This window comes from Kitasatospora sp. NPDC059462, from assembly GCF_042749955.1.
Classification (GTDB): domain Bacteria; phylum Actinomycetota; class Actinomycetes; order Streptomycetales; family Streptomycetaceae; genus Kitasatospora.
Map to the genome: position 1 here is coordinate 1 of NZ_JBHYUU010000195.1, position 14,213 is coordinate 14,213.

At 73.6% G+C, this 14,213-nt stretch carries 10 protein-coding genes; 5 read left to right on the forward strand and 5 right to left on the reverse strand.

Going from position 1 to position 14,213, the window contains the following annotated elements; all coding sequences use genetic code 11:
* Positions 1–190: 190 nt before the first annotated feature.
* Complete coding sequence (gene dapD, locus ACFXAM_RS32555) at positions 191–1,180, reverse strand: 2,3,4,5-tetrahydropyridine-2,6-dicarboxylate N-succinyltransferase (protein WP_380296728.1); 990 nt, start codon at positions 1,178–1,180, stop codon at positions 191–193.
* Positions 1,181–1,307: 127 nt separating this feature from the next.
* On the opposite strand from dapD, the gene ACFXAM_RS32560 reads away from it, so the two are divergent.
* The 3 genes from ACFXAM_RS32560 to argF all read left to right on the forward strand — a co-directional run bounded on the left by ACFXAM_RS32560 (position 1,308) and on the right by argF (position 6,795).
* A complete protein-coding gene (locus ACFXAM_RS32560; RefSeq protein ID WP_380296730.1) occupies positions 1,308–2,930 on the forward strand; it encodes a 3' terminal RNA ribose 2'-O-methyltransferase Hen1 in 1,623 nt (540 codons plus the stop codon).
* Entirely contained in the window at positions 2,927–5,671 is a 2,745-nt protein-coding gene (locus ACFXAM_RS32565; RefSeq protein WP_380296731.1) for a polynucleotide kinase-phosphatase, read from the forward strand. The genes ACFXAM_RS32560 and ACFXAM_RS32565 overlap by 4 nt, the downstream gene beginning before the upstream one ends.
* Positions 5,672–5,793: 122 nt before the next feature.
* Positions 5,794–6,795: an ornithine carbamoyltransferase gene (gene argF, locus ACFXAM_RS32570; RefSeq protein WP_380296733.1), complete on the forward strand. Its 1,002-nt coding sequence runs from the start codon at positions 5,794–5,796 to the stop codon at positions 6,793–6,795.
* 44 nt (positions 6,796–6,839) lie between these two features.
* Here argF and ACFXAM_RS32575 read toward each other — a convergent pair whose 3' ends face one another.
* The 4 genes from ACFXAM_RS32575 to ACFXAM_RS32590 all read right to left on the reverse strand — a co-directional run bounded on the left by ACFXAM_RS32575 (position 6,840) and on the right by ACFXAM_RS32590 (position 9,563).
* Positions 6,840–7,379: a superoxide dismutase family protein gene (locus ACFXAM_RS32575; RefSeq protein ID WP_380296735.1), complete on the reverse strand. Its 540-nt coding sequence runs from the start codon at positions 7,377–7,379 to the stop codon at positions 6,840–6,842.
* Between the two features lie 79 nt (positions 7,380–7,458).
* Positions 7,459–7,866, reverse strand: coding sequence for a type II toxin-antitoxin system VapC family toxin (locus ACFXAM_RS32580; protein ID WP_380296737.1), 408 nt, complete (start codon positions 7,864–7,866; stop codon positions 7,459–7,461).
* 40 nt (positions 7,867–7,906) lie between these two features.
* Positions 7,907–8,905 carry a hypothetical protein gene (locus ACFXAM_RS32585; RefSeq protein ID WP_380296738.1) on the reverse strand — a complete coding sequence of 333 codons (999 nt, stop codon included), beginning with the start codon at positions 8,903–8,905 and terminating at the stop codon, positions 7,907–7,909.
* Between the two features lie 127 nt (positions 8,906–9,032).
* Positions 9,033–9,563 (reverse strand): SigE family RNA polymerase sigma factor, encoded by a 531-nt coding sequence (locus tag ACFXAM_RS32590; RefSeq protein ID WP_380296744.1) that lies wholly within the window; start codon positions 9,561–9,563, stop codon positions 9,033–9,035.
* Positions 9,564–9,906: 343 nt separating this feature from the next.
* Here ACFXAM_RS32590 and acnA point away from each other — a divergent pair, with 343 nt between their 5' ends.
* Both acnA and ACFXAM_RS32600 read left to right on the forward strand, forming a co-directional pair.
* Complete coding sequence (acnA, locus tag ACFXAM_RS32595; protein ID WP_380296740.1) at positions 9,907–12,555, forward strand: aconitate hydratase AcnA; 2,649 nt, start codon at positions 9,907–9,909, stop codon at positions 12,553–12,555.
* 204 nt (positions 12,556–12,759) lie between these two features.
* Positions 12,760–14,106, forward strand: a complete 1,347-nt coding sequence (locus ACFXAM_RS32600) for a glycoside hydrolase family 18 protein (protein ID WP_380296742.1) — start codon at positions 12,760–12,762, stop codon at positions 14,104–14,106.
* Positions 14,107–14,213 lie beyond the last annotated feature (107 nt).

A 14,213-nucleotide genomic window follows, 5' to 3' on the forward strand; every position in this document is an offset into this window, starting at 1 on the left:
CTTCCCACTCCGGGCTGCCAGGGTTGCCGCACGCTGCGGATCCGTGCGGTTGGTGCGCCGTGCTCCCGGTGGCCCTTGCGTCACGCAAGGGCTACCGGGACCCGGGTCGGAGGGGCCGGAGCGGCTCCAGGACGGGTGATGCCGGGCTTCGAGGAGGCCTCGAAGCCCGGCATCACGTCGGCTGTGCGGGTCAGTTGTGGGCGTGGAGGTCGGCGTTGAGGCCGCCCCAGGAGCCGGTGCGGGCGATGACCTCGACGGCGCCGGTCTGGGAGTTGCGGCGGAAGAGCAGGTTGTCCTGGCCGGACAGCTCGACGGCCTTGGCCACGGTGCCGTCCGGGGTGGTGACCCGGGTGCCCGCGGTGACGTAGAGGCCGGCCTCGACGACGCAGTCGCTGCCGAGCGAGATGCCGATGCCCGCGTTGGCGCCGAGCAGGCAGCGCTCGCCGACGGAGACGACCTGCTTGCCGCCGCCCGACAGGGTGCCCATGATCGACGCGCCGCCGCCGATGTCGCTGTGGTCGCCGACCACGACGCCCGCGCTGATCCGGCCCTCGACCATCGAGGTGCCCAGCGTGCCGGCGTTGAAGTTGACGAAGCCCTCGTGCATCACGGTGGTGCCGGCCGCCAGGTGCGCGCCGAGGCGGACGCGGTCCGCGTGGGCGATGCGCACGCCGGACGGGGCGACGTAGTCGGTCATCCGGGGGAACTTGTCGATCCCGTAGACGGCGAGCTGCCCGCCCTGGGCGCGCACGGCCAGCCGGGCCTGCTCGACCTTGTCCACCGGAACCGGGCCGATGCTGGTCCACGCCACGTTGGCCAGCAGACCGAAGATGCCGTCGAGGTTCAGCCCGTGCGGCCGGACCAGACGGTGGCTGAGCAGGTGCAGCCGCAGGTAGACGTCGTGCGTGTCGAGCGGCTTCTCGTCCAGCGAGGCGATGGTGGTGCGCACGGCGACCACCTCGACGCCGCGGCGGGCGTCGGCGCGCAGCGCCTCGGCGGCGCCCGCGCCCAGCTCGGCCTCGGCCTGCTCGGCGGTCAGGAGGACGGTCCCGGCCGGGCCGGCCTCGGCGGTCAGCACGGGGGCCGGGTACCAGGTGTCGAGGACGGTGCCGTCCGCGGCGATGGTGGCCAGACCTGCGGCGACGGCGCCGCTCACGGGGGTGGTGGATTCTGCAGTCACATCGTGCACGTTAACGAATCCGGGCCGCCGCTGCCGAACACGCTCACCGTCCGGACCGGCCCCGCCCGACCCGGGCGGCGCCAAAATGCGGTGCCCGGGAGGCCGGTCCTCGGCAATACTCCGACGGGTGTTCATGTCGATCTCCACCACAGGTACCGCCGAGAACCCGGCCACTGACCTGGGCTTTCTGCTGCACAAGCACCCCGGCAGGGTCCAGCGGTTCTCCACGGCGCACGGCGAGGCGCACGTCTTCTACCCGGAGGCGGGCGACGAGGCCTGCACGGCCGCGCTGCTGCTCGACGTCGACCCGGTCGCGCTGGTCCGCAAGGGCCGCGGCAAGGGGCGCGCCGGCTCGCCCGACTTCGCGCTCGCCCAGTACGTCAACGACCGCCCCTACGCCGCCTCCTCGCTGCTCGCGGTGGCGCTGCGGACGGTGTTCCGCACGGCGATGAAGGGCGTCTGCGAGGCCCGCCCCGGGCTGGCCGACCAGCTGCGCCCGCTGCGGATCGTGCTGCCCGCCGTGCCGGTGGGCGGGGCGGCGGGCGAGGGCGACGGCGTGGCGATGGCGGTGCGCCTGTTCGAGCCGCTGGGCTGGCAGGTGGAGGCCTCGGCGATCCCGCTGGACGAGACGTTCCCCGCGTGGGGCGAGTCGCGCTACGTCCGGCTGGAGCTGTCGGCGCGGCGGGCGCGGCTGGCCGACGCGCTGCAGCAGCTCTACGTGCTGCTGCCGGCGCTGGACGGTGCCAAGCACTACTGGGTCGCCCCGGACGAGGTCGACAAACTGCTCGCCGCCGGTGAGGGCTGGCTGGCCGGCCACCCGGAGCGGGCCCTGATCACCCGCCGTTACCTGTCGCGGCGCTGGACGCTGACCCGGCGGGCGATGGAGCGCCTGGAACTGGCTCGGCTGGCGGAGGCCGACGACCGCGAGGTCGAGGAGGTCGACAACGCGGTCGACGACACCACCGGGGAGACCGGGCCGGAGCCGGAGACCGGGCCGGAGCCGGAATCCGGGCACGAGCCGGAGACCCGGCACGCCCGGGAATCCGGGCACGAGCGGACCGCGCCGCGCCCGCCCTCGCTGGCCGAGCAGCGCCGCACGGCGATCCTGGACGCGCTGCGCGAGACCGGCGCGGCCCGGGTCGCCGACCTCGGCTGCGGCCAGGGCGAGCTGATCGCCGCGCTGCTGAAGGACGCGCGGTTCACCGACGTCCTGGGCGTCGACGTGTCGGTGCGGGCGCTGTCCGCGGCGGCCCGCCGGCTGCGGCTGGACCGGATGCCGGAGCGTCAGGCGAACCGGCTGCGGCTGGTCCAGGGCGCGCTGACCTACACGGACGAGCGGCTGAAGGGCTTCGACGCGGCCGTGCTCTGCGAGGTGATCGAGCACCTGGACCTGCCGCGGCTGCCCGCCCTGGAGTACGCGGTGTTCGGCGCGGCCCGCCCCGCGGCGGTGGTCGTCACGACGCCGAACGCCGGGTACAACGTCCGGTGGGAGAGCCTGCCGGCCGGTCACCTCCGGCACGCCGACCACCGCTTCGAGTGGGACCGCGCCGAGTTCCGCGGCTGGGCCGAGCGGGTCGCCGCCGCGTACGGCTACACGGTCGACATCCGCCCGGTCGGCCCGGAGGACGACGAGGTGGGCGCCCCGACGCAGCTCGCCCTGTTCCGCCTCGGCGCCGGGGCCGCCGACGTACCGGCCGGGACGACGGCCACCATGGACAGCACGACGCCCGAAGGGGGCGAGACCCGATGACCGACGACACCGACGCGACCGATGCCGGCGCAGCGACCGCAGCGACCGCAGCGACCGGCGCGACCGCAGCGACCGACGACACCGACGCGGCCGCAGCGACCCGCCCCGCCGGGGCCGCCCCCCGCCGTCTGCCGGTGACGGACGTCTCCCTGGTGGTGCTGATCGGCACCAGCGGCGCGGGCAAGTCCAGCTTCGCCCGCAAGCACTTCCTCCCCACCCAGGTCGTCTCCTCCGACTTCTGCCGCGGCCTGGTGGCCGACGACGAGAACGACCAGTCCGCCTCCGCCGAGGCCTTCGACGTGCTGCACTACATCGTCGGCAAGCGCCTCGCCGCCGGCCGGCTGACCGTCGTGGACGCCACCAACGTCCAGCCGGAGGCCCGCCGGCAGCTGGTCCGGATCGCCCGCGACCACGACGTGCTGCCGATCGCGATCGTGCTGGACGTCCCGCCGGGCGTCTGCGCCGAGCGCAACCGCTCCCGCCCGGACCGGCAGCTGCCCGCCCACGTGGTGCCGCGCCAGCACCGCGAGCTGCGCCGCTCCCTGCGCGGCCTGGAGCGCGAGGGCTTCCGCAAGGTGCACGTCCTGCGCGGCGAGGCCGAGGTCGAGGCCGCCGGGATCGTGCTGGAGAAGCGCTTCAACGACCTGCGCCACCTCACCGGCCCGTTCGACATCGTCGGCGACATCCACGGCTGCCGCTCGGAGCTGGAGACCCTGCTCACCCGCCTCGGCTGGACGCTGGTCCGCGACGACGCCGGGCGCCCGGTGGACGCGGTGCACCCCGCGGGCCGCACGGCCGTCTTCGTCGGCGACCTGGTCGACCGCGGGCCGGACACGCCCGGCGTGCTGCGCCTGGTGATGGGCATGGTGGCGGCCGGGCACGCGGTCTGCGTGCCGGGCAACCACGAGAACAAGCTCGGCCGGGCGCTGGACGGGCGGAAGGTCACCGTCTCGCACGGCCTCCAGGAGTCGCTGGACCAGCTGGCGCAGGAGCCGGAGGAGTTCCGGGCCGAGGTCCGGACGTTCATCCGCGGCCTGGTCAGCCACTACCTGCTGGACGGCGGCGCCCTGGTGGTCTGCCACGCCGGTCTGCCGGAGAAGTACCACGGCCGGGCCTCCGGCCGGGTGCGCTCGCACGCCCTGTACGGGGACACCACCGGCGAGACCGACGAGTACGGCCTGCCGGTGCGCTACCCGTGGGCGGAGGAGTACCGGGGCCGGGCGCTGGTGGTCTACGGCCACACGCCGGTGCCGTCGGCGGGCTTCGTCAACAACACCATCTGCCTGGACACCGGCTGCGTCTTCGGCGGCAGCCTGACCGCGCTGCGCTACCCGGAGCGGGAGCTGGTCGTCGTCGAGGCCGAGCGGGAGTGGTACGCGCCGGTGCGGCCGATGCGCACGGACGCGCCGGGCGGCCGCGAGGGCCGTCCGCTGGACCTCGCCGACGTGGCGGGCCGCCGGGTGGTGGAGACCGCGCTGCACGGCCGGGTCGCCGTCCGGGAGGAGAACGCGGCGGCGGCGCTGGAGGTGATGAGCCGGTTCGCGATCGACCCCCGGCTGCTCGCCTACCTGCCGCCGACCATGGCGCCGAGCGCGACCTCGGGCCGGCCCGGCTACCTGGAGCACCCGGACGAGGCCTTCGCCGCCTACCGGGCCGACGGCGTCGGCCAGGTGGTCTGCGAGGAGAAGCACATGGGCTCCCGCGCGGTGGTGCTGGTGGCGCGGGACGGCGCGGCGCTGGAGAAGCGGTTCGGGCCGGCCGGCCCGGGCGCGATCTGGACCCGCACCGGGCGGGCGTTCCTCGGGGACGACGCGCTGACCGCCGCAGTGCTGGACCGGCTGCGGGCGGCCGCCGAGCGGGCCGGGCTGTTCGAGGAGCTGCGCACCGGCTGGCTGCTGCTGGACGCCGAGCTGATGCCGTGGTCGCTGAAGGCCGTCGAACTGCTGCGCCGCCAGTACGCGGCGGTCGGCGCCGCGGCGGGCGCGGCATTGCCGGAGGTGCTGGCCGCGCTGGAGCGGGCGGGCGGGCGCGGGCTGGACGTGGCCGCGCTGACCGGGCGCCAGCGGCAGCGGGCCGCCGACGCGCAGGCGTTCACCGAGGCGTACCGGCGCTACTGCTGGCCGACCGAGGGCCTGGCCGGGATCCGGCTGGCGCCGTTCCAGGTGCTGGCCGCCGAGGGGGCCAACCTCGCGGTGCGCCCGCACGACGAGCACCTCGCCTGGATCGACCGGCTGGTCGAAGCGGACGAGGCGGTCGAGGCGGCCGGGGTGGCCGGGGCGGCCCGGGCGGACGCGGCCGGGGAGGGGGACCGGGCGGCCCCGCTGCTGCACCGGACCGGCCGGCTGGTGGTGGACACCGCCGACGAGGCCTCGCTCGCCGCGGGCGTGGCCTGGTGGGAGGAGCTGACCGCGGCCGGCGGCGAGGGCATGGTGGTCAAGCCGCTGGCCTCGCTGGTGCGCGGCCGGGCGGGGGAGGGCCGCCCGGGCGGGCTGGTCCAGCCCGGGGTGAAGGTGCGCGGGCGCGAGTACCTGCGGATCGTCTACGGTCCGGACTACACCGAGCACCTGGACCGGCTGCGGCAGCGCTTCCTGGGGCACAAGCGCTCGCTCGCGCTGCGCGAGTACGCGCTCGGGCTGGAGGCGCTGGACCGGCTGGCGGCGGGTGAACCGCTCTGGCGGGTGCACGAACCGGTCTTCGCCGTCCTCGCCCTGGAGTCGGAGCCGGTCGACCCGCGCCTGTGACGGGGAGGGCCGGCGCCGGGCGGACGGGAATCAGCGATCTTGCATACAAATTCTGAGCATCGTATAGACTTGCTGCTTTCCCGTCCGCCCGTCACCGTCACCGTCACACCCAGGAGCCCGGCATGGCCTACAACCTCCGGAACAGGCACTTCCTCAAGGAGCTCGACTTCACGCCCCAGGAGTTCCGCTTCCTGGTGGACCTCGCCGCCACGCTCAAGGCGGCGAAGTACGCGGGCACCGAGCAGCCCCGGCTGCGCGGGAAGAACATCGCGCTGATCTTCGAGAAGACCTCCACCCGGACCCGCTGCGCCTTCGAGGTCGCCGCCCACGACCAGGGCGCCACCACCACCTACCTGGACCCGGCCGGCTCGCAGATCGGCCACAAGGAGTCGATCAAGGACACCGCCCGGGTGCTCGGCCGGATGTTCGACGGCATCGAGTACCGCGGGCACGGCCAGGCCGTCGTCGAGGAACTGGCCGCCCACGCCGGCGTGCCGGTCTGGAACGGCCTCACCGACGAGTGGCACCCCACCCAGATGCTCGCCGACGTGCTCACCGTCACCGAGCACACCGACAAGCCGCTCACCGAGGTGGCGCTCGCCTACCTCGGGGACGCCCGCTCCAACATGGGCAACTCGCTGCTGGTCACCGGCGCGCTGCTCGGCATGGACATCCGGATCGTCGCCCCGCGCGCCCTGTGGCCGGACGAGGAGGTGCAGAAGGCCGCGCAGTCGCTCGCCGGGGCGAGCGGTGCGCGGATCACCCTCACCGAGGACGTCGCCGAGGGCGTGGCCGGGGCCGACTTCCTCTACACCGACGTCTGGGTGTCGATGGGCGAGCCCAAGGAGGTCTGGGCCGAGCGGATCGCGCTGCTCAAGCCGTACCAGGTGTCGATGGAGACGGTGCGGGCCACCGGCAACCCGCAGGTGAAGTTCCTGCACTGCCTGCCGGCCTTCCACGACCTGGGCACGGTGCTCGGCCGGCAGCTGTTCGAGGAGACCGGCATGGCCGAGCTGGAGTGCACCGACGAGCTGTTCGAGTCGGCGCACTCCGTGGTCTTCGACCAGGCCGAGAACCGCCTGCACACCATCAAGGCCGTCCTGGTCGCCACCCTCGGCGGCTGACCGGGCCCTCCCCGGAACGGCCCTCCTCCGGTCCTCCTCCGGTCCTACTCCGGCCCCTCCAGGTTCACGCAGGCGACCCGGTCGGCGGCGCGGTGCGCCCCGGCCGGGTCCCCCGCGTGCAGCACCAGTGAGCGGGCCCCGCCCGGCCGCGGCCGCCAGGCGACGGCGGCGGCGGCGCTGCCCGCGCCCCGTCCGTCGGTGCGCAGGGTGAGCCGCAGCTCGTTGCGGTCGTTGGCGTACGCGGGGTCGGTGGACGGGCTCACCGGGTCCACCACGTCCTGGTAGTGCGGGCCGGACGCGGCCGGGTCGGCCCCGCACGCACCCGTGTGCAGGTGCACCGGGAACGCGTGACCGGAGGCGACCCCGGCCACGCTCATCCGCAGGACCGTCCGCCCGGGCACCGAGCGGTCCACCACCACCCGCACGTGCGAGCCGTACGGCACCAGGTCCGGCGCGTGGCTGACCGCCACCGGCGGGACGAACGCGGTGGCCGGGTCGAAGTCGGCCTCGGTGACGGCGACCGGGACGGCGGCGGGTGCCAGCAGGGCGAGCGGGAGCAGCGCGGCGGCGAGCGGAGCGGGCATCGGCGGACCTCTTCGGGCGGGGGAGGGAGGCGGTGCGCCCCGTTCAACGGCGCGCACCGCCTCCCGGACACGGTCCCGGCTACCCGTCGGCCCGGTGGATCCCCCGGATCTCGCAGCGCGGCCCGCTGGCCCGCATCAGGCGCAGGTCGGCGGTGACCAGCGGCGCCCCGAATCGTTCCGCCACCGCCACGTACGCGGCGTCGTCCGGCGTGAGGTTGTCCTTCAGCTCCCAGATCCGCCCGAGCAGCGGCTCGACCGGGACCTTGCGGATCGCGAGCTCCGGCAGCCGGGCGGCCAGCTCGCCGACCCGTTCGGCGGTGAGCTCGCGTGCCAGGTAGAGGCCGCGCAGCGACTGCATCACCTCGATGACGACGTGTTCCGGCGCCACCCACTCCCCGCCCGCGGCCAGCTCGGCGCGGGCCGCCTCCCCGCGCCCGCCCTCGTCGGCCAGCGCCAGCACCAGCGCGGACGCGTCCACCACGATCATCGGTCGGCCCCCGTACAGCTCCCGGCGTGTTGTTCCGCGGTCACCGTACCGGGGCGGGGGCGTCGGTCGGGCCGGCGGGCGGGGCGGCGTCCGACTCCTCGTGGAACGGCTGCACGGCCCGTTCGGCCTGCTGGGCCGCCTCGGGCGTGATCCACTCCTGGAAACCGGTGGCCGTCGCGATGGCCCGGACCTGGTCGACGGTGAGCGGCAGCCCGTCACGGATGCGCGCGGGAGGAGCCGCGTCGGCCACCGTCGCCGTGTTGCTGACGTTGACCCGCACCTGGGTGTCGTCGGCGCGCAGCAGAACGGCGCTGCGGGAGAGCTCCTCGCCCCGGGCCTGTTCGATGAGCAGCAGCCGGCTGCCGTCCGGGAGCACGGTGTCGTGGCAGTACTGGTAGACGTGGGCGGCGTTGACCTCGGCGCAGCTGAAGGTGCTGTCGTAGAAGGCGTCGGCCGGGTTCACGGCGGGGCCGGCGGCCTGGGCGGCGAAGCCGCCTTCGACGGTGACGGTGACGGCGGCCGGGCCGTTGCCGTCGTCGTAGAAGAGGGAGCCGCGGCTGACCACGAAGGGGCGGTTCGGTCCGCCGGGGACGGGGGTGGTGCCGGGGCCCGGGGACAGGCCGGCGGCGACGAAGTGGCCGGCGTAGCCGGAGGTGGTGCCGCCGGCCGGCAGGGTCCCCATGAGGGTGTGGACGGTGGCGCGGCCGGTCATGGCGACCTTGCCGGCGTCGGCCCCGCTGCCGGGCTGCTGGCGCTCGGGGCCGGACGGGGGCTTCGGGAGGGGGGCGGGGAAGACGCTGACCGTCGCGGGGGCGGCGCTCGTGCCGTCGTCGGGCCGCAGGGCGAGCAGGCCTCCGGCCGTGAGCGCGACGGCGGCGGCGACCGTGCCGGCGGCGGCCCGGCGGCGGCGCCGGATGCGGCGTCCGCGTTCGGCGGCGCCGGCGACCAGTGGGCCGAGGTCGGCGCCGACGCCGCCCATCGCCCGCTGGAAGGTGGCGGACAGTCCTCGGTCGTCGCGGGGCTCGTTCAGGGTGTTCATGCCGGTTCCTCGGTTCCTTCCGGATCGGCGGTGAGTGCGGTGAGCGCGGTGTGTGCGGTGAGTACGGCGCGAGCGGGGTCGGTCGCCCTCGGCCGGAGCGGGAGCCGAAGTGCGGGGCCCGGGCGTGTCAGGGCGAGCCGAGCTCGGCGGCCTGCGGCCCGAGCACGCCGCGCAGCCGCCCGAGCGCCCGCAGCGCCTGGCTGCGCACCGCGCCGGGGCTGACGCCGAGTTCGGCGGCGGTCTCCTCGACGCTGCGGTCCTCCCAGTACCGCAGGACGAGGACGGCCCGGTCCCGGGGTGACAGGTCGGCGAGTGCGGCCAGCAGGGTGACCCGCAGCGCCGGGTCGCCGGCCGCGGGGTCGGGGCTGCCGGGAGGTTCCGGCAGGTCCCCGGGGGCGGGCAATTCGCCGCTGCGCCGCAGCCGCCGGTGGGAGAGGTGGGTGCGCACGAGCACGCCGCGCGCGTAGGCCTCCCGGTTCTCGGCGCGGCGGACCTTGGGCCAGGCGGCGTAGAGCTTGGCGAGGGTGGTCTGGGCGAGGTCCTCGGCGAGGTGCCAGTCCCCGCAGAGCAGCAGCGCGGTGCGGAAGAGGTGCTGTCCGCGGGCGTGGGCGAAGGCCTCGAACTCGCCGTCGTCCGCGGTGCGTCGCGTCGTGCCGATCACGCTGTCCCCTGCCCCTCGCGTCCCGCGGGCGGCGCCCGGCCGCCCCCTGTACCCGGATAGACGCGTGAGCCGGGGGCGCGCGTTACGGGGGGTTCGGCGGGGGTTCGGGGAGGATGCACCCGGTGGAGGCAGGCTGGAGGTGGTGCCGACGTGGCGGACTTCGCGGCATGCACTATGGTTTATCTCGACATCGAGATAACTCCGCCCTACGATATATCTCGACATCAAGATACTTGCCGAGAGGCGCTCACCGGCGGTGCGGGCAAGGTCAGCCTAAGTAAGGGTGACCTTACCAGCGTGGCGGCCGGATACCGCACGAAGCACCTAGAAGGAGTCAGTCGTGTCCGCGAACAGCTTCGACGCCCGCAGCTCGCTGCAGGTGGGCGACGAGTCGTACGAGATCTTCAAGCTCTCCGCCGTCGAGGGGTCCGAGCGGCTGCCCTACAGCCTCAAGGTGCTGCTGGAGAACCTGCTCCGCACCGAGGACGGCGCCAACATCACCGCCGACCACATCCGGGCCCTCGGCGACTGGGACGCCGACGCCCAGCCGAGCCAGGAGATCCAGTTCACGCCCGCCCGCGTGATCATGCAGGACTTCACCGGCGTGCCGTGCGTGGTCGACCTCGCCACCATGCGCGAGGCCGTCAAGGAGCTGGGCGGCGACCCGGCCAAGATCAACCCGCTGGCCCCGGCCGAGCTGGTCATCGACCACTCCGTCATCGCCGACAAGTTCGGCACCCCGGACGCCTTCGTCCAGAACGTCGAGATCGAGTACGGCCGCAACAAGGAGCGCTACCAGTTCCTGCGCTGGGGCCAGACCGCCTTCGACGAGTTCAAGGTCGTCCCGCCGGGCACCGGCATCGTCCACCAGGTGAACATCGAGCACCTGGCCCGCACCGTCATGGTCCGCGGCGGCCAGGCGTACCCCGACACCTGCGTCGGCACCGACTCGCACACCACCATGGTCAACGGCCTGGGCGTGCTGGGCTGGGGCGTCGGCGGCATCGAGGCCGAGGCCGCCATGCTCGGCCAGCCGGTCTCCATGCTGATCCCGCGCGTCGTCGGCTTCAAGCTGACCGGCGAGCTGCCGGCCGGCACCACCGCCACCGACCTGGTGCTCACCATCACCGAGATGCTGCGCAAGCACGGTGTGGTCGGCAAGTTCGTCGAGTTCTACGGCGACGGCATCGGCGCCATCCCGCTGGCCAACCGCGCCACCATCGGCAACATGTCGCCGGAGTTCGGCTCGACCTGCGCGATCTTCCCGATCGACGCCGAGACCATCAACTACCTGAAGCTCACCGGCCGCGACGCGCAGCAGCTCGCCCTGGTCGAGGCGTACGCCAAGGAGCAGGGTCTCTGGCACGACCCGTCGCACGAGCCGGTCTACTCCGAGTACCTGGAGCTGGACGTCTCCACCGTCGTCCCGTCGATCTCCGGCCCGAAGCGCCCGCAGGACCGCGTCGTCCTGGCCGAGGCCGCCGAGCGCTTCGCCGAGGCACTGCCGACCTACTCGGCCGAGGCCTCCAAGCCGACCGCCGTCGCCGTCCCCGACGGCTCGTCCTACCAGATCGACAACGGCGCGGTCGTGATCGCCTCGATCACCTCCTGCACCAACACCTCCAACCCCTCCGTCATGCTGGGCGCCGCCCTGCTGGCGAAGAAGGCCGTGGAGAAGGGCCTCACGGTCAAGCCCTGGGTCAAGACCACCCTGGCGCCCGGCTCCAAGGTCGTCATGGACTACTACGAGAAGGCCGGCCTGCTCCCGTACATGGAGAAGCTGGGCTTCAACCTGGTCGGCTACGGCTGTGTGACCTGCATCGGCAACTCGGGCCCGCTGCCCGAGGAGGTCTCGGCCGCGGTCAACGAGTCCGACCTCGCCGTCGTCTCGGTGCTCTCCGGCAACCGCAACTTCGAGGGCCGGATCAACCCCGACGTCAAGATGAACTACCTGGCCTCCCCGCCGCTGGTGGTCGCCTACGCCCTCGCCGGCAACATGAACGTCGACATCACCAAGGACGCCCTGGGCCAGGACGCCGACGGCAACGACGTCTTCCTCGCCGACATCTGGCCGTCCGAGCAGGAGGTCGCCGACACCGTCGCCGCCTCCATCGACCAGGACATGTTCGACAAGGGCTACCAGGACGTCTTCGCCGGTGACCACCGCTGGCAGTCGCTCCCGGTCCCGACCGGCAACACCTTCGAGTGGGACGCCGAGTCCACCTACGTCCGCAAGCCCCCGTACTTCGAGGGCATGGCCAAGACCCCGAGCCCGGTGACCGACATCGCCGGCGCCCGCGTCCTGGCCAAGCTGGGCGACTCGGTCACCACCGACCACATCTCCCCGGCCGGCAACATCAAGCCCGGCACCCCGGCGGCGCAGTACCTGACCGCCAACGGCGTCGAGAAGCGTGACTTCAACTCCTACGGCTCGCGCCGTGGCAACCACGAGGTCATGATCCGCGGCACCTTCGCCAACATCCGTCTGCGCAACCAGATCGCGCCGGGCACCGAGGGCGGCTACACCCGCGACTTCACCCAGGCCGACGGCCCGGTGTCGTTCATCTACGACGCCTCGCAGAACTACCAGGCCGCCGGCACCCCGCTGGTCGTCCTGGCCGGCAAGGAGTACGGCTCCGGCTCGTCCCGCGACTGGGCCGCCAAGGGCACCGCGCTGCTCGGCGTCAAGGCCGTCATCGCCGAGTCCTACGAGCGCATCCACCGCTCGAACCTGATCGGCATGGGCGTCCTGCCGCTGCAGTTCCCGGAGGGCGAGAACGCCGACTCCCTCGGCCTGACCGGCGAGGAGACCTTCTCCATCACCGGCGTGACCGAGCTCAACGAGGGCCGCACCCCCGCGACCGTCAAGGTCAAGGCCGGTGACAAGGAGTTCGACGCGGTCGTGCGCATCGACACCCCCGGCGAGGCGGACTACTACCGCAACGGCGGCATCCTGCAGTACGTGCTGCGCAGCCTGATCAACGGCTGAGCACCGCGCTGAGCGCCGAGGAGGCCGGACCGCACCCGCGGTCCGGCCTCCTCCGCTTCTCCCGGACGCCGCCCGGGCTTTGCCGGCTTTTTGCATAGTGCGCCGACCGGACCGGACCCCTTGTGCGACGCGGTCGCTATGGACTAAACCTCTGTTCCAGCTTGGTCCAGACCAATTGACGCTGCTTCAGAGAATAGGTCCGGTATGCCCATTCGCCGCCCCGCCCTGCTCGCCGCCGCCACCGTCGCCGCGCTGCTCGCCTCCACCGCCGCCACCGCCACGGCCACTGCCGCCGATGCCAAGGGCCCCAAGCTCAAGGGCCAGCGGGTCGGCTACTTCACCTCGTGGGGCGCCGACAGCCTCGCCAAGCGCGTCCAGGAGTCCGGCCAGGCCGGCAAGCTCACCGTGATCAACTACGCCTTCGGCAACGTCTCCGCCGAGGGCGCCTGTTTCCAGAGCAACGAGCCCGGCCAGGGCGACGCCTGGAACGACTACCAGCGCGCCTTCTCCGCCGCCGACTCGGTGGACGGCGTCGCCGACGCCCCGGGCCAGGCGCTCAAGGGCCACTTCAACCAGCTGCGCAAGCTCAAGGCGCAGAACCCGCAGCTCAAGGTCGTCATCTCGCTGGGCGGCTGGAGCTGGTCGAAGTACTTCTCGGACGCCGCCGCCACCGACGAGGCCCGCAAGAAGTTCGTCTCCTCCTGCATCGACCTCTACATGAAGGGCGACGTGCCGCAGCTGGCCGGCTCCCCGGAGGGCGGCGCCGGCGCGGCCGCGGGCGTCTTCGACGGCATCGACGTCGACTGGGAGTACCCGGGCGGCGGCGGTGACGAGGGCAACGTGGTGCGCCCCGAGGACGGCCGCAACTTCACCCTGCTGATGGCCGAGTTCCGCAAGCAGCTCGACGGGCTGGCCAAGGAGCGCGCCCAGGGGGCCAAGGGCAAGGACAAGAAGCCCGAGCACTACCTGCTGACCGCCGCCGTCGCCGCCAACGAGACCGTCGCCGACCGGCTGGAGCTGCCCGAGCTCGCCGGCTCCGTCGACTGGCTCAACCTGATGACCTACGACCTGCACGGGCCGTGGGAGGGCAAGGGCCCGACCAACCACCACTCCCCGCTCTACTCCGACCCCACCGACCCGGACGCGCGCCAGCGCAGCGCCGACAAGGCCGTGGACCACTACGCCCAGCGCGGCCTGCCCTCGCAGCAGACCGTCCTCGGCACGCCGTTCTACGGCCACGGCTGGACCGGCGTGCCGGCCGGCAACCGCAACGGCCTCTTCCAGAAGGCCACCGCCGCCGTGCCGGACCTCACCTACAAGGAGCTCAACACGCTGGCGGGCTCCAAGACCTACGTGGACCGCGACCACGGCGCGTCCTGGAAGTACGACGGCAACACCTTCTACAGCTTCGACTCGGCCGAGGTGCTCACCGAGAAGGCCCGCTACGCCCGCTGGAACGACCTGGCCGGTGTGATGGTCTGGTCGCTGGACGGCGACGACGCGCAGGGCAGCGCGATGGCCGCCCTGGACAAGGGCCTGCGCGGCAAGTGATCCGGCGCTGACCCCGTGAGGACCGCGGGCGGGGCCCCCCCCCCCCAGGCGGCGGGGCCGGGCCCCCCCCCCCCCCCGCGGGCGGCCCCCCCCCCCCCGCCCCCCCC

Coding starts and splice junctions, on each gene's coding strand:
- ACFXAM_RS32575 (WP_380296735.1), bottom strand. CDS start 7,379: ATGCCCGCTCCGCTCGCCGCCGCGCTGCTCCCGCTCGCCCTGCTGGCA.
- ACFXAM_RS32565 (WP_380296731.1), top strand. CDS start 2,927: ATGACCGACGACACCGACGCGACCGATGCCGGCGCAGCGACCGCAGCG.
- argF (WP_380296733.1), top strand. CDS start 5,794: ATGGCCTACAACCTCCGGAACAGGCACTTCCTCAAGGAGCTCGACTTC.
- ACFXAM_RS32600 (WP_380296742.1), top strand. CDS start 12,760: ATGCCCATTCGCCGCCCCGCCCTGCTCGCCGCCGCCACCGTCGCCGCG.
- ACFXAM_RS32585 (WP_380296738.1), bottom strand. CDS start 8,905: ATGAACACCCTGAACGAGCCCCGCGACGACCGAGGACTGTCCGCCACC.
- ACFXAM_RS32580 (WP_380296737.1), bottom strand. CDS start 7,866: ATGATCGTGGTGGACGCGTCCGCGCTGGTGCTGGCGCTGGCCGACGAG.